We start from the raw sequence: 21,123 nt of genomic DNA, 5'->3' as shown, positions 1-21,123 counted from the left end.
GATCTGCTGCGAAGCCACTCCGGGCGGAGGATCAGGGCAGGTGGTCCATCGCCTCGCAGGGGCTGGTTCCGGGTTGCGCGCGGTGGACGTCCATGGCGAGCCGTCCGATGAGGGATGCCACCGTGCGGGCCTCGGAATCGTCCAGACCGGACAGGAGGTCGGCCTCCGCCGCGGCCACGCGCTCTTCGTGCTGCGCCAGCAGGACCCGCCCGTGCTCCGTTGCCTCAATCTTGCGGGCCCTTCGATCAGTGGGGGCCGGAACTCGTTCGACGGCACCTGCTTCGACGAGGCTGTCCAGCAGGTACGTGAGAACGGTCCGGTCGATCGCCAGGTGAGACCCCAGCGCCTGCTGGTTGGGCGGGTCGCGGTGGACGACTGTCGACAGGATCTGGAAGCCGCGGATCCCGGAGGGCACTCCCTCGACAGCTGCTTCGAACCGTGACTGATAGCCGCGCAGGACCATGCCCAGCTGCCAGCCCAGGTCTCCGGGCGGGGTGCGGTCGGCACCGCCGGGTGGGGTCTGAGGGCTGTCGGACATGCCGGTCATCATACCCGGTCATATGCGGTTGCCAATATGTTCTGTTGGCAATATAGTCTGTACGACAACATATCTACGACCCTCCTGGAGTGCTGCGTTGAACTCTTCTGACGCCGACGTGCGGACCATCGGCATCCTCGGTGCCGGTCGCGTGGGAACTGCTGTCGCCAGGCAGGCGCTCGCTGCCGGCTACCGGGTCAAGATGGCGACGGCCAAGCCGATCGATGAGATCACCATGCTGGTGGACATCGTGACCCCGGGCGCCGTGGCGACGGACGCCGCGGATGTGGCGACAGCGGGCCTCGTCGTCATCGCTGTCCCCCTGCACAAGCACCGGACCGTTGACTCGTCGCTGCTGGCGGGTCGCACCGTGATCGACGTCATGAACCACTGGGCGCCCACGGACGGTCGGATCGATGAGTTCGAGGACGATCCGCGGACCAGCAGCGAGGTCATCCAGGACTTCCTCGCCGGCGCAGACGTCGTCAAGTCTCTGAACCACATCGGCTATCACGAGCTGGAGGAGGACGGTCGCCCGGCGGGCGCCGCGGATCGCCGAGCCCTGGCGCTCGCCGGCGACAGCGACCGCGCGAAAGCGTGCGTGGCCGGGTTTCTCGATCGTCTGGGCTACGACCCCGTCGACGCGGGAGCTCTGGCCGCGGGGCGCGCATTCCAGCCGGGCACCCAGATCTTCAACGGGTCCCACACCGCCGAGCAGCTCACAGCGCTGCTCAGAGACGCAGCGGTGCCAGCGACCGTCTGACGGTGGCCGGCAGGCGCCCTGCGTTCGACCGACCGACTGACTACCTGATTCCGACCGGATCAGCACACCACGCTCTTCCCCTTACCCCCTTGGAGACATCATGGAGATCGGCGCATACAGCTTCGGCGACGCCCAGCGGAACACTGATGGCACGCTGCGCTCCAGTGCGGAGGCGGTGAAGAACCTGCACGAGGCGATCGTGCACGCCGACCGCGCGGGGCTGGACTACTTCGGCGTGGGAGAGCACCATACGGAGACCATGCCGGCCTCGTCCCCGGGCGCCGTCATCGCCGCTGCGGCAGCCTCCACCTCGGCGATCACGCTGGGCAGCGCGGCCAGCATCATCAGCACCGATGACCCCGTCCGCGTCTACCAGCAGTTCGCCACCGCAGACGCGATCTCCGGAGGCGGTCGGGTGGAGATCACCGCGGGACGCGGATCCTCGGTGGAGACGTTCCCGCTGTTCGGCTACGACCTGGCCGACTACGACGAGCTCTACGCCAACAAGCTCAACCTGCTCATGACGCTCAACGACAGCGAATCCCCTGAGGTGACGTGGCGGGGAGCCCGTCGTCCGGAACTCTCCGGCCAGGCCGTCGTGCCCCAGCCGGTGTCAGGACGGATGCCCATCTGGCTCGCCACCGGAGGCAACGCGGGGTCCTCGGCCCGAGCGGGCCAGCTGGGCCTGCCGGTCTCCTACGGCATCATCGGCGGAGCGCCTCAGCGGTTCGCCCCGCTGGCCGAGCTCTATCGCAAGTCCGCTGCTGCGGCGGGCCACACGGGCGACGACATCAAGGTCTCCGTCGCAGCCCTGGGGCTCGTCGCGCCCACCAAGAAGGAGGCGATGGAGCGCATGTACCCCGGGTGGTACAACCTCAACGTGGAGATGGGGCGACTGCGCGGCTGGCCCGCTCCGGACAAGAATGCGTTCCTGGCGCAGGCCGATGCCCCCGGCGCCTACTATGTGGGAGACCCGGACGAGGTCGCCGAGCGCATCGTTCACCTGCACGGATACATGGGGCACATGCGCCATTTCCTGCAGATGGACATCGGCGGACTGCCGCAGGAGCATCTCCTCGAGTCGCTCACCCTGCTGGCGACGGAGGTCAAGCCTCGCGTGGAACGTCTCCTGGCGCAGAAGGGCTGAGCAGGCACCCGGCTCCAGAGGCCGCTGCTCAAGTGACAGTCTTGATCCTTTAGATCCATTTGGGGTATTCAGCTGAGTGGACTGCTTCGCGCCCCGAAGTCGGAGAATGCCCCGTGGTCAGAGTGCCACGGGGCATTTCGGGGTGGTTGGTGCGAACTCGGGCGGTATCAGACCGCCGTGTAGCCACCGTCGATCGGGATGACGGCGCCGGTGATGAACGCTGCTTTGTCGGAGGCGAGGTAGGTGATGAGGTCGGCGACCTCCTGCGCCTGGCCGACGCGGCCGGCGGGGTGCAGCTCGGAGTACGTCTTGAGGTCCTCTTCGCTGATGAGCGGAGTCTCGATCACGCCGGGGGCGACTGCGTTCACGCGCACGCCGTTCTTGGCGTACATCGTGCCGGCGGCGCGGGTCATGTTCACGACGCCGCCCTTGGAGGCCGAGTAGGCGATGTTGTTCGAGACTGCCACCATGCCGAACATCGAGGCGAGGTTGATGACGACGCCCGGGGTCTTCTGCTCCAGGAACTGCGCGATCGCGTACTTGTTGGTGTAGAACACCCCGGAGTAGTCGATGCCATTCGTCTTCTCCCAGTTCTCGACGGTCGAGGTGACAACGTCACCCTCGCCGCCGACACCGGCCGATGCAACCGCGATGTCGAGCTGACCGTACTGTTCGACGGCTGCGGCGACGGCGGCCTCGACATCCTCGGCCTTGGACACGTCGCCCTGGTAGAAGCCGGCGCCGATTTCCTCGGCGGTCGCCTTCGCGTTCGGGTTGAAGTCGAAGATGAAGACCTTGGCGCCTTCGGCGATGAAGTTCTTCGCGGTGGCCAGGCCCAGGCCTGATCCGCCACCGGTGATGAGTGCGACCTTGTTCTCGAGCTGGAGCTGCACGGTGATCCCTTCGTTGAAATCTCTGCTTCCGACGCTACCGCCGACACTGAAGGCAACTGGGAATTCGCAGGAAGTATTCCGCGCGTCGAATGTGGCGTTGAAAGCGGTCGGTCCTCAGTTCGGCTCTCGCGCAGGAACCTCTCGATCGGCGGTTGCATCCGCGGGGGGACGACCGGCCAGCCCGGCGGCCCAGACCTGCTGGCGGAACCTCTTGCACTCACTCCCGCGGCCGCCGCGTCTCCTGGATCTCCCGCGCCGCCTCGTCCAAGGCCGCGAGTGCCGCCGCGACCATCGGCCTCCTGTCGCTGCCTCGGCGGATCCCCGTGAGGATCCGGCGTGAGGGGACCGGATCGCCGGTCAGCGGCACCCGCACGAGGTCGTGGCCGGCAGGCAGCCGCGCCAGCCTCGGGACCAGGGAGACGCCCATCCCCGCGCCCACGAGTGCGGCGCCGGTCTCCCACTCGCGGACCACGTGCGCGGCGACCGGCTGGAACCCGGCGGCGGCGCACGACACGGTCACGAGCCGGTGATAGGTCGACCCCGGCCGGTCCATGATCCAGTCCTCGTTCGCCGCGGCGATGAGCGGTACACCGGCTTCGCGGGCCAGCCGGTGGTCTGCCGGCACCAGCAGATCCAGGGGGTCGGACAGCAGGTCCCGCTGCTGGAACCGGGGGTCGTTCCGCGTCGGCAGCGGCTCCGTCGCCACGACGACGGCGACGTCTGCGCGTTCGGCCAGCAGCAGTTCGAAGCACTCCTCCGGATCGGCCTCGATGATCCCGATCATGCTGTCCGGGAATGCGCGGCGCACGGCTTGGGCCGCCGCCGGCAGGAGCGATCCCGCCGCGGTGGAGAATCCGCACAGTCGCAGGGCGTCGTCCTGGTGCTCGTCGCCGGCTTCGAGCACCTCTCCGCGCATCTGCTCCCAGCGCGCGGAGAGCTCATGCGCGTGCTCGAGCAGCACGGTGCCCGCGCGGGTGAGCCGCATCCCGCGCCCGTGCTGCTCGACGACCACGACGCCGAGGTCCTCCGACAGCGTCTTGAGCTGGTGCGACACCGCCGACGGTGTGTAGGACAGCGCCTTCGCCGTCGCGGTCACCGTCCCGGTCTCCGCGACCATGCGCAGCACCGTCAGCCTGCGATCGATCATGCGACCAGTTTGCATCATCTCATCGAATTTCGTTCGCTTCTCTTTCCGATGGCGTGGGCGGACACTGGAGTCACAGCCACTGCTTCGAGGCAAGGAGGGCATCGACGATGACGACGATCCCCAGGGCGGACGCCCACACGACTCAGGCCCCAACCACTCAGACCACCGCGGAACCGGACATGAACGCGGGGGCGACGGCGGCCTCGGCTGCGGGTGACAGCTCGGCGGCATTCGCCGGCCCCACCGACAGGTGGGCGCACGCCGTCGCGACCCGTGTGTCCGGCCACTCGCTGGAGGCGCCCTTCTACACGGACCCGGGCTTCTACCAGCGGGACCTCGAAGCGGTGTTCTACCGGTCCTGGATCTTCGCGGCCTCCGTCGCGGAGATCCCCGAGCCCGGCGACTACGTCACCCTCGACGTCGGCCGGGCCTCCGTCATCATCATCCGCGACGATGACGAGGAGATCCGCGCCCACCACAACGTCTGCCGTCACCGCGGGGCCCGCCTCCTCATGGAGTCGTCCGGGTCCGTCGGCAACATCGTGTGCGGGTATCACCAGTGGACCTACTCGCCGGAGGGCGACCTGGTGCACGCCGGTGTGCAGGCACCGGACTTCAACCCCGCCTGCTTCTCGCTGATGTCCGTGCACGTGAAGGTCATCGCGGGCCTGATCTTCATCTGCCTCGCGAAGGATGCACCGGACGACATCGACGACGTCGCCGCACGCATCGCCCCCTACATCGCACCGCACGCTCTGGAGCGGACCAAAGTCGCGTTCCAGGAGGACATCGTCGAGCACGCCAACTGGAAGCTCGTCATGGAGAACAACCGCGAGTGCTACCACTGCGAGGCCGGGCACCCGGAGCTCACCTGCACCTTCTTCCCCACCTACGGGTACAGGGAGGACGAGATCCCCAAGCGGCTGCGCCCGGCGCACGACCGCTACCTCGCCGCCGAGCAGCTCCTCTCCGTCAACGCCGACCGCAACGGCCTGCTCACGGAGGCGATCGAAGAGCTGAGCGGGCGGCCCACCGGCTTCCGCATCCAGCGCGAGGCCCTGGACGGCGCCGGAGAGTCGTACACGAAGGACGGCCGAGCGGGCTCGCGGAAGCTGCTGGGGGAGTTCGACACCCCCGTCCTGGGGCGCCTCTCCCTCCACGTCCAGCCGAACACCTGGTTCCACTTCCTGGGCGACCACGTGGTGACGTTCTCGCTGGTCCCGCTGGGTGTCGACCGCACGCTGCTGCGGACCACCTGGCTGGTGCACGAGGACGCGGAGGAGGGCGTCGACTACGACGTCCCCCACCTCACCGAGGTCTGGCACATGACGAATGAGCAGGACGCGGAACTGTGTGTCCGCGCGCAGATGGGCGTGAGCAGCCCGGCCTATGTCCCGGGCCCGTACGCCCCGCACGAATACCAGGTCGAGGACTTCGTCGCCTGGTACATCGAGCGGCTGCGCGCGCACGGCGGAATCGAAGCCGGCACTGCGGGAGCTGCGACTGAGGAGGCGGCACGATGACGACGATGTACGACGGCGGAGTGCCGACGACCGAGGTGCCCACGGGTGGACTGTCCACGGCCGAGGCGCCCCGAACTCCGCCCCCGAGCTCCGGAGACTGGTCGCCCGGCCATCCCGCGGCGCTGCCGCGCGATGAGTTCACCGGCGACCTCGTCTGCACCGCGCTGACTCCGGTCACCCACGACGTACTCGACGTGACATTCCGACCCTGCGACGGCGGCACCCTGCCGTTCTCGCCGGGCCAGTACTTCACGTTCACGTTTCCGCAGGTGGGCGTGGATCGGTGCTACTCGGTGAGTTCGACGCCGTCGCTGGGTGTCGACGGGGTCGAGGAGTTCACGATCACGGTCAAGAAGGTCCCCGGCGGGCCGGTGTCGACGTTCCTGCACGAGCAGTTCCGGGTCGGTGACACGGTGTGCGCCGACGGCCCGTACGGGGTTTTCGGGTCCGACGTGCGACCAGGGGCGGGTGCGCTCTACCTGTCAGCGGGCAGCGGGGTGACGCCGTTCCTGTCGATGATGCGAGCCCGGCGTGCGCTGCCGGCGGCGGGGGAGCGGTCGCTGCCGCTGTGGTCGAGTGTCGTGCACGTCCATGCGGCGCACACGCCCGCGGACCTCGTGCACCGGCAGGAGGTCACGGACCTGTCCGGCCGTGAGGGGATGACCTTCATCCCGGTCTGCTCGGCAGATTCCGCCGCCGAGGTCTGGGCCGGCGTCCGCGGCCGCCTCACCTCCGAGAAGCTGCGGCTGCTGGTGCCCGACGTCGCGGACCGCGAGGTGTTCGTCTGCGGGCCGACCGCCTTTATGGAGGCGGTGCTCGCGATGCTCGTCGAGCTGGGGGTGCCGTGGGAGCGGATCCACACGGAGTCCTATGTGTTCGGCGAGACGGTGCGGGTTCCGGAGACTGCGGCGTCTGCGTCTGCGTCTGCGTCTGCGTCTGAGTCTGCAGGTCGCGCGTTGCCGGTCGCGCTCGCCGACCCGGGTGTCCGCCCAGCCGTTGACGACGGTGCGGGGGACGGGGAGGCGACGGCGGCCTCGGCGGCGGTCTTCTCCGTCGAGTTCCGCGGTGCTGGCTGCATGGTGGAGTGCCCGAAGGGGATGACGATCCTGGAAGCGGCGCGGGAGGCGGGGATAGCGCACCCGTCCTCGTGCGCCGAGGGCGTGTGCGGCACGTGCAAGGCGACGAAGGTCAGCGGCGAGGTCGAGATGGACCACCAGGGAGGGATCCGACCCCGGGAGGTGCGGGAGGGCAAGATCCTGCCCTGCTGCTCGGTGCCGGTGAGCGACGTGGTGATGGAGTGAGGCGGGGCCATGCCTGTGTCCGTGGGGCGTGGGATTCTTGTGGAACACGTTGCGATGGTGCGACGCGGGCATGTGATGTGCAGACATGAGATGTGAGGAGTCAGCATGGCCGTCCCAGCGCACTTCAGCATTGTGACCCTGGGGGTCGCGGACGTCGCCGCATCCGCGTCCTTCTACCGAAGACTCGGGTGGGAGCAGCGGGGTGACCAGTCGGTGGGGATCACGTGGTTCCGGACCGCGGGCACGTGGATCGGGCTGTTCGGGTACGCGGAGTTGGCGGAGGATGTGGGGCTCGACGCCGGGCCTGTGGCGCAGGCTGGGAGTGCTCCTGCCTATCGCGGAGTGACGCTTGCGCTGAACTTCGCCTCGGAAGCCGAGGTGGACGATGCGATGGCGGAGGCGCTCGAGGCGGGTGCCGTGCACGTGAAGAAGCCGACCCGTGCCGAGTGGGGCGGGTACTCCGGCTACTGGGCCGATCCTGACGGCCACCTGTGGGAGGTCGCCTACGCTCCCGGCATGCCCGCGCGGGAGGACGGGACGATCGAGGTGCCGCGGGGGTGAGCAGGAGAGGGATGCAGTGGAGGCTCGCATTGACAGGCTGGGAGCCGTGAGTCATCGTAAGGGCTGGCGCTGATCCAGCGCCCAGCTCGCGCACCGGCCCCAGCCCGGGCGCAGAGGCGAAGGGGAGCAGATCCTCGGATCATCGCACGGGATCGCGGTACGGATTCGTGCAGCACGGTACGCATGTGGAGGATCACGCGCCGTGCAGGCTGGGGATGCCCGCGGCGCGGGAAGACCGCACATATGACCACGCACAGCGATTTCAAGAAGCTCGTCCGCGCGCGCATGGAGCGCACTGGTGAGAACTACACGACGGCGCTGGCCGCGCTGAGCCTCGACCGGGACGCCGCACGCGCCCAGCACGAACAGCTCATCAGGTCTCACTTCGAAGACGGCCGCATCGAGCACGGCAGGCTCCTGCGGATCCCCGCACGCAGACGACCGCGCTTCGCCGTCGTCCTCGAGCTGCTGCATCGCTTCGAGCCGGGCGCCATCTATTCGGAATCGCAGGTGAACGCCATCCTGCGCGAGGCCCACGAGGACGTCGCCTACCTGCGACGGGAGCTGGTCGACTATCGCCTGCTGGAGCGCGACAGCCTCGGGACCTACTGGGTCACGGCGACCGCGCCCGTACGCGACGCGAACGAAGCGCAGGAGACGGGGGACTGGGAACGCATCTGGCTGCCGGAATTCTTGGGAGCGGGTACGCACCATGACTGAGCCGAATGCGCCCCGCCTGTCCTTCCGCCCGGTTCCACGAGACTTCGCCGGCTTCCCGATGCCGGACACCGTCCCTCCGGGGCTTCGGCTGGAGCTCAGCCGGTCACCTGTGCGCGTTGGGCGGGACGGTGAGCTGACGGAGTGGATGTCGATGCTCACCAACCGCTACGACGAGTGTCTGGAGGCACTCTCGCCGGAACGCGCCGTCTTCGAAGCGACCTTCAGACATACCGAGTCGGACGGCTCGACATGGATCTACCACCTGGCGCTCATGGGAGTAGATGGCGGCGGCCTCGATGAGTCCCACTCCCTCGACGCATCCCATGCGTCGTACAGCCGCCGGGTGAAAGAGCCTGGGTGGGAGGAGCTGGAGCCGATGTTCATGCTCACTCCCACCCACCTTGGCGAAGCCATGCAGCGGTGGGGAGAGATCGGGGCCGCGGATCCAGCTTGAGGCGTGTTCAGAAGTCGATGGCGGCTTCCGACGGGCGCGCCTCGGAGAAGAACATGAAGCTGCCCACCATGAAGCACAGTCCGTGCCGGCTACGCAGCACCCACGGCACTGAGCCTCAGTACCGCGGGCGGACCCACACCTCGCTCACGAGTGCGTCCTCCGGCGCCTCGATCACGTGGCGGACGGTCCTCGCGACACTGCTCGGATCCAGTCGGACCTCCGCGGACTGCACGGGGTAGTCGGTCGTCTCCTGCGCCATCGGCGTGTGCGTGGGGCCCGGCGCCACGGTCGAGACCCGCACGCCGTCCGCGGTCACCTGTTGGCGCAGCCCGTCGGCTATCGCCTGCAGCGCATGCTTCGACGCGGAGTACACCGTGTGGAACGGCACCGACGTCCGCGAGGCACCCGACCCGATGAAGATCACGGTCCCCTTCACCGCCCGGACCCACGGCAGCAGGGTCTTGGAGATCTCCGCCGGCGCGATGACATTGGTCGCGAACGATGCGCGCCAGTCGTCCGGCGTCGCGTCCTCGACCGTCAGGCGCTGTGCCGTCGCAGCGCAGTGCACCAGCACATCGACGCGGCCCAGCGGCGCGATCTCCTCCGCGAGGATCTCTGCCGCGGTCTCCGCATCGCTCAGGTCGGCGAACACGGGGATGACGGACCCGCCCGCGCTGGGAGGTGCGGCGGCGTGGGCGGTGGCGGCGGCCTCGGGCGCGGGGCCGGAGGCCTGCTCCACGACCTTCTGCAGCCTCTCCATGTCCCGACCCACCGCCACGACTGTGTGGTCACGGGCGAGGTCGAGCACGATCTCCGCACCGATCCCGCTGGAACCACCGGTGACGACGGCGACGGGAGCGGACGACTTCGCCCTGTGGCTGGTGAGGTCGAGGACATCGGCGTTCAGATTGGACGGCACGGGGGCGAGCCCGCCAGAGCGAGTGAACGGAGAGTGCGGCATGGGTCCCATTGTCTCGCAGGAACCGCTCGAAGAACATGTGATCTGCGTGGTGGAGCATCGGCGAACCGGCGTCTGACCGGTAGACAGCGGCCGCGATGTGAGGAAGGGTCGAAGGCAGGTGGCCGCTTCACGGGGCACCTCGATCGATACCCGATTCTCATGATTTCGACGAAGAGGAGACGACATGAACACCCCGGAGAAGATCACATACACGGCCAAGGCAGAGGTCACCGGAGGCCGAGACGGCCACGGTGCCACCGATGACAAGAACCTCGACGTCGACCTCCGCGCGCCCCAGGAGATGGGCGGCCCGGGCGGTGCCACGAACCCCGAGCAGCTCTTCGCCGTGGGCTACGGCGCGTGCTTCCAGGGTGCGCTGGGTCTGGCCGGCAAGGAGCTGGGCGTCGACACGTCCGCATCCGTCGTCAACGCGGAAGTGGGCATCGGCAAGGAGGGCGAGAGCTTCGGCCTGAGCGTCAAGCTGTCCGTCAGCGTGCCGGGCGTCGACAAGGACCAGGCGCAGAAGCTCGTCGAACGCACCCACGAGCTGTGCCCCTACTCGAAGGCCACCCGCGGGAACATCCCCGTCGAGGTCGTCGCGGTCTGAGGTCCGCGGCACATCTGAGACCCGCGGGACAGCTGAGGCTCGAGGAGTAGGAGCAGCGCATGGGCAGCACGGACACCGTCCTCGCCGGGATCGGCCAGGAGCTGGACTGGCAGCAGGAGCTCTATGAGGACCTGCACCGCCACCCGGAACTGGGCCTGGAGGAGCACCGCACCGCAGGGATCGTCGAAGACCGGCTGGAAGAGTTCGGCTTCGACGTGCAGCGGATCGGCGGGACCGGCGTGGTCGGTGTGCTGTCCAACGGCGACGGGGCCACGGTGCTCGCCCGCGCGGACATCGATGCGCTCCCGGTCACCGAGGACACGGGGCTGGAGTACGCCTCGACCGTCGACGGCGTCATGCACGCCTGCGCCCACGACATGCACGCGACCGCCCTGCTGGGGGCCGCGAAGCTGCTCGCGGCCTCGCAGGATGCGTGGTCGGGCACGTACATCGCCCTGTTCCAGCCGTCGGAGGAGAACGCCGCCGGCGCCGAGGCGATGGTTGCGGACGGACTGGTCGACAAGCTGCCGCGCCCGGACGTCGCATTCGGCCAGCACGTCATGCCGGCCGAGGCCGGACGGGTGGGCACGACCGCCGGCCCGATCCTCTCCGCGGGAGACAGCCTCAAGATCACCGTCCACGGCCGCGGGGCGCACGGCTCGATGCCGCACAACTCCGTGGACCCCGTCGTGCTGGCCGCCTCGATCGTGCTGAAGCTGCAGACGGTCGTGTCCCGGGAGACCATGCCCGGTCAGTTCGCAGTGGTGACGGTCGGGGCGTCGAACGCCGGGGCGACGGCGAACGTCATCCCGGATCGGGCCGAGCTGCGGCTGAACATCCGCACCTATGACCCAGCACTGCGGAAGCGGGTCATGCGCTCGATCGAGCGGATCGTGCGCGGGGAGTGCGACGCCTCCGGCTCGCCCCGGGAGCCCGACTTCGAGTACTACGACCAGTTCCCGCTCACCAGCAACGATGCGAACGTGAACCAGCGGGTCACGGATGCCTTCACCGCGCACTTCGATGACGATCAGGTGTACACGACCGACCCCGCGACCGCGTCCGAGGACTTCAGCACGATCCCCGACGCATTCGGCATCCCCTACGCGTACTGGACGGTGGGGTGCGTGCCCGCGGAGACGTATCGCCGGGCGGTCGAGAACGACACGGTCTCCTCCGACATCCCGGCGAACCACTCGCCGTTCTTCGCGCCCGCCATCGATCCCACGCTGGAGACCGCCACCCGCACCCAGGTCGTCGCCGCTCTGGCGTACCTGGGCGCGGAGGGTGTGGACGGCACGGAGGGCTGACGGCGCGGAGGGTGCAGAGGGCTGACGGCGCGCGCGTCAGATCGACAGTGCCTGCAGGTCGAGCACCTGGGTGTCGAGCGGCCGGGGGATCGCCGCGAGCAGCTGCTGCGTGTACGGGTCCTCCGGGCGGGCGAAGACCTGTTCGACGGGTCCTGTCTCCACCTGATGACCGCGCGATAGGACCGTGACGGTGTGCGCGACCTGCCGTACCACCGCGAGGTCGTGGGAGATGAACACGTACGTGAGTCCCAGCTCCTCCTGCAGCCGCTGGATGAGGTCGAGGATCTGCGACTGCACCGTCACGTCCAGGGCGGACACCGCCTCATCGAACACCACCAGCCGCGGCTCGATGACCAGCGCCCGCGCGATCGCGACCCGCTGCAGCTGACCGCCCGACAGTTCGCGGGGACGCCGTGACGCCAGGCCCGGTTCGAGCGCGACGCGCTCCATCGCCTGTGCGACACGGTCGGCACGGTCCGCCTTCGAACCGATCCGGAAGTTCCGCAGCGGCTCCGCGATCGATGCTCCGACAGAATGGACGGGGTCCAGCGCGCTCGCCGGGTTCTGGTGGACGAGCTGCACCGTGCGGCGGAACTCCCGCAGCTGCCGCTTGGAGAGGCTCTCCGCCTCGTAGTGGCCCACGCGGATCGACCCGGACTGCGGTGTGCTGAAGCCCGCCAGCGCGCGACCGATCGTCGACTTGCCCGAACCGGATTCGCCGACGAGGCCCAGTGTCGTGCCCTCGGGGACTGTGAAGCTCACATCCTCGATGCCGATGATCGCGGTGTCATCGGTGACGGGAGAAGCCGGTGCGGCGGTGGTCGACGTGGTGTCCGCGTCGTCCTCATCTCGCGGCACCCGGGCGAACACCTGAGTGAGGCCGCGGACCTCGACGAGTGGTGCCGCAGAGGCGGGCGTGCCGGACCCCGCAGAGGCGACGCGCTCTGTGGAGCCGGCGCCGGCCTCGGCGGTGGTGCGGGACTCCTCCGAGCCGACTCCGGCCTCGGCGGGGGCGTTCTCCTCATCGAGTGAGTGCAAAGCGGCCCGATCGGTCCCGGAATGGTCCGGGTTGTACTCACTCGACGACGCGGGCGCTGCCACCGCCCCCACCAGTGTCTGCATCGAGGGCGCGTCGGCCAGCAGCCTGCGCGTGTACTCGCTCTCCGGCCGGCCCAGCAGCCTGCGGGCCGGGCCCTGCTCCTCGACGATCCCGTCGCGCACGACGACCAGGTCGTCGGCGCGCTCCGCCGCGACCGCCAGATCGTGGGTGATGAAGAGGATCCCGGTGCCGGCCTCACGGCGCAGCTCGTCGAGCAGGTCGAGGATCCGCTTCTGCACGGTCACGTCCAGCGCGGACGTGGGCTCGTCGGCGATGAGCAGCTGCGGATCCAACGAGATCGCCGCGGCGATGAGTGCGCGCTGGCGCATCCCGCCGGACAGTTCGTGCGGGTACTGCTCCGCTCGCATCTGCGGCCGGTCGATCCCCACACGGTCCAGCAGTTCGAGGACACGCGCTCGCCGCTGCGCCGACCCCAGGCCGGTGTGCAGCCGCAGGGATTCCGCGACGTTCGCTCCCACCGTCTTCAGCGGATTGAGCGACGTGCCCGGATCCTGCGGGATGTACCCGATCCGCGCCCCGCGCACCTTCTGCCACTCGCGCGGCGACAGGGCGCGCAGATCCAGCTCCGGGTCGTCGCCGTGAGCGCTCAGTCGGATCTCACCGCTCGTGACCTGCGCGTTCGAAGCCAGCAGGCCGATCACCGCGCCAGCTGTGGTCGACTTCCCCGAACCTGATTCGCCGACGACAGCCGTCATCGATCCCGCATGGATGTCCAGGTCGACGTCACGGATCGCCGCAGACGGCTCGCCCGACCGCGTCGTGTACGCCACCCCCAGATCGCGGACGCTCAGGAGGGGAACCGCGCCTGCTGCCGCAGCCGCCCGCGCGAACGATTCCGGGTACTCGATCGAGTAGTCGATGCCGATGCGGCTCTGGTACTTCTCCGGCGTACCGGTGCCGACCCCGCGGGATGCCGGCTTCTGAGCGGCCGTCGGGCGGGATGCCGGCCCGCGTCCTCTGTTTTCGCTGCTCATTCCGCTGCCTTTCGCAGTGCGGTGCCCAGGCGGTGCGTCGACACGACGACGGCCATGACGATGAGGCCGGGCAGGACGGTCAGCCACCAGGCGGTGGCGACGAAGTTGCGACCCTCCGCGATGATGAGGCCCCATTCCGGTGTGGGCGCGGGCGCGCCGTAGCCCAGGAATCCCAGGGTGGAGATCTGCAGGATCGCGCTGCCCACCTGCAGAACCGCGAGCGCGAGCACGGCGGACACCGCGTTGGGCACCACGTGCCGCAGGAGGACGGACCAGTACGTGCCCCCGGACCCGTAGGCCGCCTGCACGTAGTCCGCCTGCATGATCGTGACCGCCTGCGACCGGGACAGCCGGGCGAACTGGGCGATCGCCGTGATCCCGACCGCGACCGCGACGTTCACGATGCCGAAGCCCAGCACGATGACGATCGTGAGGCTCAGGAGCAGGGCCGGGATGGACAGCAGGACGTCGACGATGCGCATGAGCACCTCGCCGACCCAGCCTCCGCGCGAGCCTGCGATCAGACCGATCGCGGAGCCCACGACCAGTCCGACGCCCACCGCGATGAGAGCTGCCAGCAACGACCGGGACGCTCCGTGGACCACGCGCGAGTACACGTCGCGGCCGATCTGGTCCGTGCCGAACCAGTGCTCGGCGGACGGCGCCAGCAGCGCGGCGGTGTCCCCGCCGTCGACGGGATCGTGGCCGGTGAAGAGGCCCGGGAACAGCGCCCAGATGATCGTGATCCCCAGGAGGACTGAGGCGATGATCGTGCCCGGGGTGAAGAACGTGCGCGCGGTGGAGCGGCTCGAGCCCTTCCGGCCGCGGGCCGGCGGCTGCGCGGCGGAGCGGGAATCGGCGCCCGCGAGTTCGACGGTGCTCATGACGAGGACTCCTCTGCGCTCTGTGTGCCGGATCCCCGCGCCGTGCGATCGAGTGAGTGCGATCCGGCCCCGGAACCAGAATTCTGGTCCGGGTTGTACTCACTCGACGAGGAAGAGGTGCCGGGGGTTCCGGAGGTGCCGTTGCCGGGGGCGCCAGCTGTGCCGGCACCCACCGCGCCCGAGGTGCCGGCCGGGTCAGCCGTGCTGGTCGCCAGGTGCTTCCGCGCGGCACGTCCGACCCGCCCTCGGTGGCGCAGGCGCGGATCGACGAGCGGGTAGAGCAGGTCGACGATCAGGTTGACCAGCACGAAGCCGATCGTCGCGATGACGACGATCGCCAGCAGCACCGGGTTGTCGCGGTTCGCGACCGCCTGGGCGGTGAGGCTGCCCAGTCCGTTGCGGCCGAACACCGTCTCCGTGACGACCGCACCGGCGACCAGCTCACCGAACAGCAGACCCGCGATCGTGAGGGCCGGCAGCGTCGCATTGCGGATGACGGTGTTCACCAGCAGCCAGCCCTCGGACGCGCCCTTCGCGCGGGACACGTGGACGAACGACTGGGTCCGGACATCGGCGACCGCCCGGATGAGCACCTGTGCCAGCGGTGCGGACAGTGGGATCGCCAGGGTCAGCGTCGGCAGGATGAGTGCTTCGACGGGCCCCGGGTCCACGACGTTCACCCAGCCCAGCTGGAAGCTCAGCACCTGGATGATGACGATGCCCAGCCAGAACACCGGCACGGACACGAAGAGGGCGGGCGCGGAGTCGATGACATTCGCCAGCCACGGCGGCTTGCCGTAGGAGGCGAGCACCGTGACGATCAGTGCCAACAGGATCGCGGCGACGAAGCCGCACAGCGCCAGCACCGCGGTCGATGGCAGAGCTGCCGTGATCAGCGTGGACACCGCGGCACCGGAGTTCACGGAGAAGCCGAAGTCACCCTGCAGGAAGCCCACGAGCGACTGCCAGTACTGGATGTACCAGGGTGCGTCGGCGCCGTAGGAGTCGCGGATGTCCGCCACCTGATCGGCGGACAGACCCAAGGCGGGGTTCGCGAAGCGGGCCAGCACGCCGTCGCCCGGCAGGATCATGAGCAGCAGTGCGGCGAGGGTGAAGGCGAGGAACAGAACGAGTACGGCCTGGCCCAGACGGGACAGGATGTAGCGGAGCGTGGGTGACATGATCAGACCTCCGAGATCTCGCCGGCGTCAGCGGCCCGGTCGGGGTCGGCCAGCCAGACGGAGTAGAAGCGGGGACGGCCCACCGGCTCCGTGCCGAAGCCCTGGACGGTCCGCCGGAAGCCGAACACCTGCGGCTCCTCGAAGAGCGGCACGACGAGGGCCTGGTCGATGAAGTGCTCCTGGAGCTCCGCGACGGCGGCCTCCCGGTCCTCCACGCGGGCGGATCCGGTGACTTTCGCAAGGATCCGCTCGACCTCCTCGTCGCCCCACTCGTCCGTCTCCGGATCGTGGTTGAGAAACGCATTGCGGTTGTTCACCGACCACTGGCTGGCGACGACGTCGTAGTCCGCGCGCGCCACCATCGAGTGGTAGATCTGCACGCGGTCCAGGTTGGCGGAGTCGATGGTCTGCTGCGCCTGGTCGCCCTCGTTGATCAGGAGTCGGGCGCCCACGCGGCGGAAGTCCTCCTGCACGAGGCTCTGGACCTCCCGCGACCGAGGCTGCGGCAGCGCGATGTTGACCCGGACACTCAGCTGGGTTCCGTCCTTCACCCGGTAGCCGCCGTCGGCGGGTCGCTCCCAGCCGGCCTCGTCGAGGATGCGGTCCGCCTCCTCCGGATCGAATGCCCACGCGCCGGGCGCTTCGACGTAGCCGGCCGCGTTCGTGGCCAGGATGCCGGTGGCGACGGGGTAGTTGTCGGTGAACAGCTTGCTCACGATGCGCTCACGGTCGATCGCGGCGGTGAGTGCCCGGCGGACCTCGACGTCCGCGAGGATCGGGTCGCGCTCACGGAAGCTCATGCAGTTGTTGATGCCGTTCGTGGGCTGTGCGAAGAGCTGGATGTCCCTCTCCACGATGCGGGCCTCGTCCGGCGCCTGGACGTCGCGCACACCGTCGGCCTGGCCGGACACCAGCGCGCCGATCCGCACCGAGTACTCCGCGTTCACCAGGTAGTCGAGCCCGTCCAGGTACGCCCGGCCCTGGTGTGTGACGTGCGGCGGTGCCCAGTCGTAGTCCTCACGGACGCGGACGGACAGGCGGGTGCCCACGACTTCATCGGCGATGTAGAACGGGCCGGAGGTCGAGATCCCTGTTGCGCGGCCGGGGCCGAAGCCCTCCGAGTCCAGGTCCAGCGTCGCGTTCGACAGCAGGCCCGCGTTCATCGTCGACGTGGCCTGCGGGAAGCCCGGCGCGGGAGCGTCGAAGCGGAAGACGACCGTGCGGTCGTCGACGACCTCGCTGCCGGCAAAGTTCGTGATCTGCTCGGAGATCGGCAGGCCGCGGGCGTTGTCGCCCAGACCGAACAGGTCGAAGTTCTTCGCGACGTTCGCCGCGTCCAGTGGTGAGCCGTCGGAGTAGGTGACGCCGTCACGGATGCGGAAGACGAATTCGGTCGCGTCCTCGTTGACCTCCGGCAGCTCCTCCGCGATCCACGGGTGCAGGTCGAGTGTCTCCTCGTCCTGGTAGAGCAGGCGGTCGGTGATGTTGTTGACGATGCCGCCGTTGGGGTAGAAGCCCGCCTGCGGTGGGAACAGCGTCGTCCAGGTCTGCGGCTCGAAGTACCGCAGCACGCCGCCCGGCGTGGGGTCGCCGGTGAGGTCGACGGCGGCGGTGTCCGCAGGCGTGCACGCGGCAAGGGTGAGCAGGGCGCCGAGGCCCAGGCCGCCGCCCAGCAGCGCTCGCCGGGGAATGGTGCGCGGGGTGAGGACGGCCTCGGCGGCGGTGTGTGCGCTGGCCGGTGCGCCCAGGACAGGGCTGGGTGAGGTCGATCGGGGGGTGTGTGAGGACACGGTGTTCTTTTCGTCCGAAGAGCGAGCGGGGAGGGCGTGAGAGCCGTCGGTGCGGCTCAGCTCAACAGGACGACGTGGTGATGACCATGTTGTCGATGTGCCGGCGGCGCCAGCACAGCAGAGAGTCGGGTCGTGTCATCACGTATGAGATCTAACCGTCGATCGCTTGAAGTGTCAACTCATCCGGAAGTGCCGCGGCTGACCCATAGCCGTGCGCGCGCGGCGCCGGTAAACTGGAGGGACCCTGCACGCACGGCCCAGGGAGGCAGTGATGATGACGTCGCATGGTGAACATGTCCTCAATACCCGTGAGCATCTCCACCGGATGTCCGTGGAGAGCCGGGACCCTGACCGCAATCGCGACAGCGCGATGCATCAGGACGCGGAGAGCGGTCTGCGCAGAGACGAGGAGTACCGGAACGCGGTCCCCGATCACAATCGTGTGCGGATCGCGGTCGCGGAGGGGAGGATCCATCCCCTCGCTGCGGAGACCAGCGGCAGCAGGACGATCGATCGGCTGAATGCGGGGGCCCGGCTGTTCCTGGGTGACGCAGAGGTCGACTACGCTGCGGCTGAGCTCTACATGGAGCCCGACGACGGCGCGATCGACGCGGCGGGCAGGGCCCACGGCGACCGGATCACCCGCCAGGGCGACGGGTCGCACCTCGTGGAGTCCATGGCACCCAGCCCGGCCGATGACCAGGCGGACACGGAGGCCAGCGAAGCGCTGCGGAACCGCCCCGACAAGCCGGTGTGGATGTGACAGCACCCCGCGCTGCACGACGGACGTGAACGGAGACAGATGACACGACGACCAGAAGAACGGCAAGCAGAGACAGGGTCAGGCGAGACTGGACCAGCAGGGACAGGACCAGCAGGTACACGACCAGCAGAGGAGGCCGACGTGGCGACGAATTCGAGCGGATCGGGGCCGATCGACAAGGTGAATGAGGGAGCCCGCCAAGTGCTGGGCGACGGCGCGGTCGACTACGCGGCGGCCGAGCACTACACGGAGCCCGACGACATCGCGATCGACGTGGCGGGCGCGGCCCACGGCGATCGGATCGTCCGCAATCCTGACGGGACGCACGTCGTCGAATCGGTCGCGCCCAGCCCGGCGGATGCTCCGACGGGCGGCTGGGCGGACAAGCCGGTGGGCCGGAAGGGCGACAGCGTGGGAGACCCCCAGAACGCCCCCGGCGCGATCAACCCGGAGAGCGGCCGCTGACAGCATTAGCTGACACCGGCGGCTCACACCGGCCGTCGACAGCAGCGGCTCGCCGCAGTCGCTGACACGAGTACCTGACGCCAGCCGCCGACAGCAGTCGCCGACGATGCTGAGGGCGCTGGGAGGGCACAGGTCCGTGGAATCGGTCCGCGGGATGAGCGGACTGTGACGAATTGCGGACTGTGACGCGCCGAGCGTGGCGCCGACCCAGCGCCCCTGAGATGTGCCAGCATGTTGAGTGGACAGACCCACCCCTGTGAGTTCAGGTGCGTCGCGCGCGGGAGATCCGTGCGGGTCGCGCTTCTTCTTCCCCGCGAACAGAGGTTCTTGACATGCATGCGCGACCCCTTGTCGCCGCAGTCGCTGGTACGGCTGCGCTCTTCATACTCTCCACCGCCCACGGCGCCCCGTCGATCGCTGCGGTCGATGAGGCGCCCGAACTGACCGAATCGAAGCTCTCGGACGTCGATCAGGCGGGCCTGGAGCTTCCCGGCGCCCGCTCGTCATCGGCCACGACCTTCGATGCGACCGGCTCGAGCTTCACCGATCGAGTCTCCAACCTGCCCTCGCTGCTGCGCGCACCCGGTGCACAGACTGGAGTGAACGCACAGCCGGCATCCTCCGGTCAGCCGGCATCCGGCGGACAGGCGCAGGGCTCGGCAGCCACCGCGACCCCCATGTCCGGCACCTACGGATCCGTGTCGGATACGACCGAGGACGGCATCACGATCGCCGGCCTCACGGACGAGATCGACATGCCGGACGACGGGCTGGGCATCGTCGGGCTCGTGTACGACGAGCATTCCGACGTCCGCTTCGAGATCCGCACGAAGCAGGCAGGCCAGTGGTCGAACTGGTCCGAGCTCCAGAGCGACACGGACGATGAGGGCGGCAAGGGCAGTCCCGGCACCGACCCCTACTACGTCGCGGGCGCGCAGAGCGCTCAGGTGCGGATCCTGGGCGACGGATGGGAGCCGGAGGGCACTCGTGTGCTGCTGGTCGACCCCGAACGTCGCGATTCCGACGCCGAGGCCGTCCAGGACAACGTGCCCGTCGCACCGCAGCAGCCGGCTGAGGAGCCCGATTCGGGCACCGAAGCGGACACCGGCGACGGTGCCGCAGCAGAGGACGGCCTCGACGCACGGCAGATGTCGTACGTGCCGGGCAGCGCCACCGCGGCGCAGCCCGTGTCGTCCTCGGTGAAGAAGACGGACAAGCCGAAGGTCCGCAGTCGTGACGACTGGGGCGCAGACGAATCCATCGGCAGCACTGACCCGGCGATCGCGGACGAGGCGACGGCGGCAGTCGTCCACCACACCGCCGGCGCGAACGACTACGACGCCGAGGACGTGCCCGCGATCCTGCGCGGCATCCACACCTTCCATGTCGAGGGCCAGGGCTGGGACGACGTCGGCTACAACATGTTCGCGGACAAGTACGGACGCCTCTGGGAGGGCCGCGCGGGCGGGCTGTCGAAGGCCGTCGTCGGGGCCCACGCCGCGGGCTACAACACCGGGACGTTCGGCATCTCCGTGCTGGGGACGTTCGAGTCGAAGGCGCCGCCGCAGAAGACGCTCGACGCGGTCAGCGGCGCGATCGCGTGGAAGCTGTCGCTCAGCGGCACCTCGGCGGACGCGAAGACGACCGTGGCGGGTGAGCGGATGCGCACCGTGATCGGCCACCGCGACGTGGGCACGACCAGCTGCCCGGGTGACGCGTTCTACTCCGCGCTGGGGGACGTGCGCTCCACCGCCGTCGCGATGCAGGAAGGTGAGCGCAGCGTCGACGCGCAGTCCGACAAGGACAAGAAGAAGTCCGAGGACAAGAAGTCGGACAAGAAGAAGTCCGACGGTGAGTCCAAGGAGAAGAAGGACAAGAAGGGAAAGGGCGAGAAGTCTGGCGACAAGGGCTCGGACGACGGCCTCGGCGCCGGTGTCGAGCAGCTGTCGCCCGGAGTCGCCCAGGACTGACGCCTTCTCGCGGGAGGTCCGGTGCCCTGCCGCGGGAGGACTGACGCCCTC

General features: G+C 69.0%; 20 protein-coding genes. 12 read left to right on the top strand and 8 right to left on the bottom strand.

Translation table 11 applies throughout. The features are described 5' to 3' along the window. Positions 1-31: 31 nt before the first annotated feature. Complete coding sequence (locus tag FM105_RS01225; RefSeq protein WP_179207004.1) at positions 32-538, bottom strand: MarR family winged helix-turn-helix transcriptional regulator; 507 nt, start codon at positions 536-538, stop codon at positions 32-34. Positions 539-635: 97 nt separating this feature from the next. Between FM105_RS01225 and FM105_RS01220 the strand changes: the two genes are divergently transcribed. Further along, positions 636-1,301, top strand: a complete 666-nt coding sequence (locus tag FM105_RS01220; RefSeq protein ID WP_256970133.1) for an NADPH-dependent F420 reductase — start codon at positions 636-638, stop codon at positions 1,299-1,301. 100 nt (positions 1,302-1,401) lie between these two features. Further along, positions 1,402-2,448 carry an LLM class flavin-dependent oxidoreductase gene (locus FM105_RS01215; RefSeq protein ID WP_087003464.1) on the top strand — a complete coding sequence of 349 codons (1,047 nt, stop codon included), beginning with the start codon at positions 1,402-1,404 and terminating at the stop codon, positions 2,446-2,448. 167 nt (positions 2,449-2,615) lie between these two features. Here the strand turns inward: FM105_RS01215 and FM105_RS01210 are convergent, their stop codons facing one another. Beyond that, entirely contained in the window at positions 2,616-3,341 is a 726-nt protein-coding gene (locus FM105_RS01210; RefSeq protein ID WP_179207003.1) for an SDR family NAD(P)-dependent oxidoreductase, read from the bottom strand. 217 nt (positions 3,342-3,558) lie between these two features. Further along, positions 3,559-4,488 carry a LysR family transcriptional regulator gene (locus FM105_RS01205; protein WP_087003459.1) on the bottom strand — a complete coding sequence of 310 codons (930 nt, stop codon included), beginning with the start codon at positions 4,486-4,488 and terminating at the stop codon, positions 3,559-3,561. Positions 4,489-4,595: 107 nt separating this feature from the next. Between FM105_RS01205 and FM105_RS01200 the strand changes: the two genes are divergently transcribed. From FM105_RS01200 to FM105_RS01180, 5 genes are all read left to right on the top strand, one after another. Beyond that, positions 4,596-6,011 carry an aromatic ring-hydroxylating oxygenase subunit alpha gene (locus FM105_RS01200; protein WP_256970132.1) on the top strand — a complete coding sequence of 472 codons (1,416 nt, stop codon included), beginning with the start codon at positions 4,596-4,598 and terminating at the stop codon, positions 6,009-6,011. Next, the gene (locus tag FM105_RS01195) at positions 6,008-7,312 is read left to right on the top strand and encodes a flavin reductase family protein (protein ID WP_087003456.1); all 1,305 of its coding nucleotides are present in this window, start codon (positions 6,008-6,010) and stop codon (positions 7,310-7,312) included. Before FM105_RS01200 ends, FM105_RS01195 begins: the two co-directional genes overlap by 4 nt. 105 nt (positions 7,313-7,417) lie before the next feature. Continuing rightward, complete coding sequence (locus FM105_RS01190) at positions 7,418-7,873, top strand: VOC family protein (RefSeq protein WP_087003453.1); 456 nt, start codon at positions 7,418-7,420, stop codon at positions 7,871-7,873. A gap of 243 nt (positions 7,874-8,116) precedes the next feature. Further along, on the top strand, positions 8,117-8,593 hold the full coding sequence (locus tag FM105_RS01185) for a DUF2087 domain-containing protein (protein ID WP_087003450.1): 477 nt from the start codon (positions 8,117-8,119) through the stop codon (positions 8,591-8,593). Then, complete coding sequence (locus FM105_RS01180; protein WP_256970131.1) at positions 8,586-9,047, top strand: DUF6176 family protein; 462 nt, start codon at positions 8,586-8,588, stop codon at positions 9,045-9,047. The genes FM105_RS01185 and FM105_RS01180 overlap by 8 nt, the downstream gene beginning before the upstream one ends. Before the next feature lie 115 nt (positions 9,048-9,162). Here the strand turns inward: FM105_RS01180 and FM105_RS01175 are convergent, their stop codons facing one another. After that, positions 9,163-10,008, bottom strand: a complete 846-nt coding sequence (locus FM105_RS01175; RefSeq protein ID WP_087003444.1) for an SDR family NAD(P)-dependent oxidoreductase — start codon at positions 10,006-10,008, stop codon at positions 9,163-9,165. Positions 10,009-10,192: 184 nt separating this feature from the next. Here FM105_RS01175 and FM105_RS01170 point away from each other — a divergent pair, with 184 nt between their 5' ends. Together FM105_RS01170 and FM105_RS01165 are read left to right on the top strand one after the other, a co-directional pair. Beyond that, the gene (locus FM105_RS01170) at positions 10,193-10,615 is read left to right on the top strand and encodes an organic hydroperoxide resistance protein (RefSeq protein WP_087003441.1); all 423 of its coding nucleotides are present in this window, start codon (positions 10,193-10,195) and stop codon (positions 10,613-10,615) included. Between the two features lie 59 nt (positions 10,616-10,674). Further along, a complete protein-coding gene (locus FM105_RS01165) occupies positions 10,675-11,925 on the top strand; it encodes an amidohydrolase (protein WP_087003438.1) in 1,251 nt (416 codons plus the stop codon). A gap of 36 nt (positions 11,926-11,961) precedes the next feature. Here the strand turns inward: FM105_RS01165 and FM105_RS01160 are convergent, their stop codons facing one another. The 4 genes from FM105_RS01160 to FM105_RS01145 are packed head-to-tail and all read right to left on the bottom strand — an operon-like array spanning position 11,962 to position 17,874. Next, positions 11,962-14,019, bottom strand: coding sequence for a dipeptide ABC transporter ATP-binding protein (locus FM105_RS01160; protein WP_087003434.1), 2,058 nt, complete (start codon positions 14,017-14,019; stop codon positions 11,962-11,964). Beyond that, positions 14,016-14,903: an ABC transporter permease gene (locus FM105_RS01155; RefSeq protein ID WP_087003431.1), complete on the bottom strand. Its 888-nt coding sequence runs from the start codon at positions 14,901-14,903 to the stop codon at positions 14,016-14,018. The genes FM105_RS01160 and FM105_RS01155 overlap by 4 nt, the downstream gene beginning before the upstream one ends. After that, complete coding sequence (locus tag FM105_RS01150; protein ID WP_087003428.1) at positions 14,900-16,084, bottom strand: ABC transporter permease; 1,185 nt, start codon at positions 16,082-16,084, stop codon at positions 14,900-14,902. The genes FM105_RS01155 and FM105_RS01150 overlap by 4 nt, the downstream gene beginning before the upstream one ends. Positions 16,085-16,086: 2 nt before the next feature. Beyond that, complete coding sequence (locus FM105_RS01145; protein WP_256970130.1) at positions 16,087-17,874, bottom strand: TIGR04028 family ABC transporter substrate-binding protein; 1,788 nt, start codon at positions 17,872-17,874, stop codon at positions 16,087-16,089. 271 nt (positions 17,875-18,145) lie between these two features. Between FM105_RS01145 and FM105_RS01140 the strand changes: the two genes are divergently transcribed. The 3 genes from FM105_RS01140 (at position 18,146) to FM105_RS01130 (ending at position 21,072) form a co-directional block, all read left to right on the top strand. Further along, positions 18,146-18,637, top strand: a complete 492-nt coding sequence (locus tag FM105_RS01140; protein ID WP_087003424.1) for a hypothetical protein — start codon at positions 18,146-18,148, stop codon at positions 18,635-18,637. 141 nt (positions 18,638-18,778) lie between these two features. Further along, positions 18,779-19,102 (top strand): hypothetical protein, encoded by a 324-nt coding sequence (locus FM105_RS01135; protein ID WP_087003421.1) that lies wholly within the window; start codon positions 18,779-18,781, stop codon positions 19,100-19,102. A gap of 332 nt (positions 19,103-19,434) precedes the next feature. Next, positions 19,435-21,072, top strand: coding sequence for a peptidoglycan recognition protein family protein (locus tag FM105_RS01130; RefSeq protein ID WP_087003418.1), 1,638 nt, complete (start codon positions 19,435-19,437; stop codon positions 21,070-21,072). Positions 21,073-21,123 lie beyond the last annotated feature (51 nt).

The organism is Brevibacterium yomogidense, from assembly GCF_900163715.1.
GTDB lineage: Bacteria > Actinomycetota > Actinomycetes > Actinomycetales > Brevibacteriaceae > Brevibacterium > Brevibacterium yomogidense_A.
The sequence above is the reverse complement of the archived record's forward strand: the minus strand, read 5'-3'. Positions and strand labels throughout refer to the sequence as shown.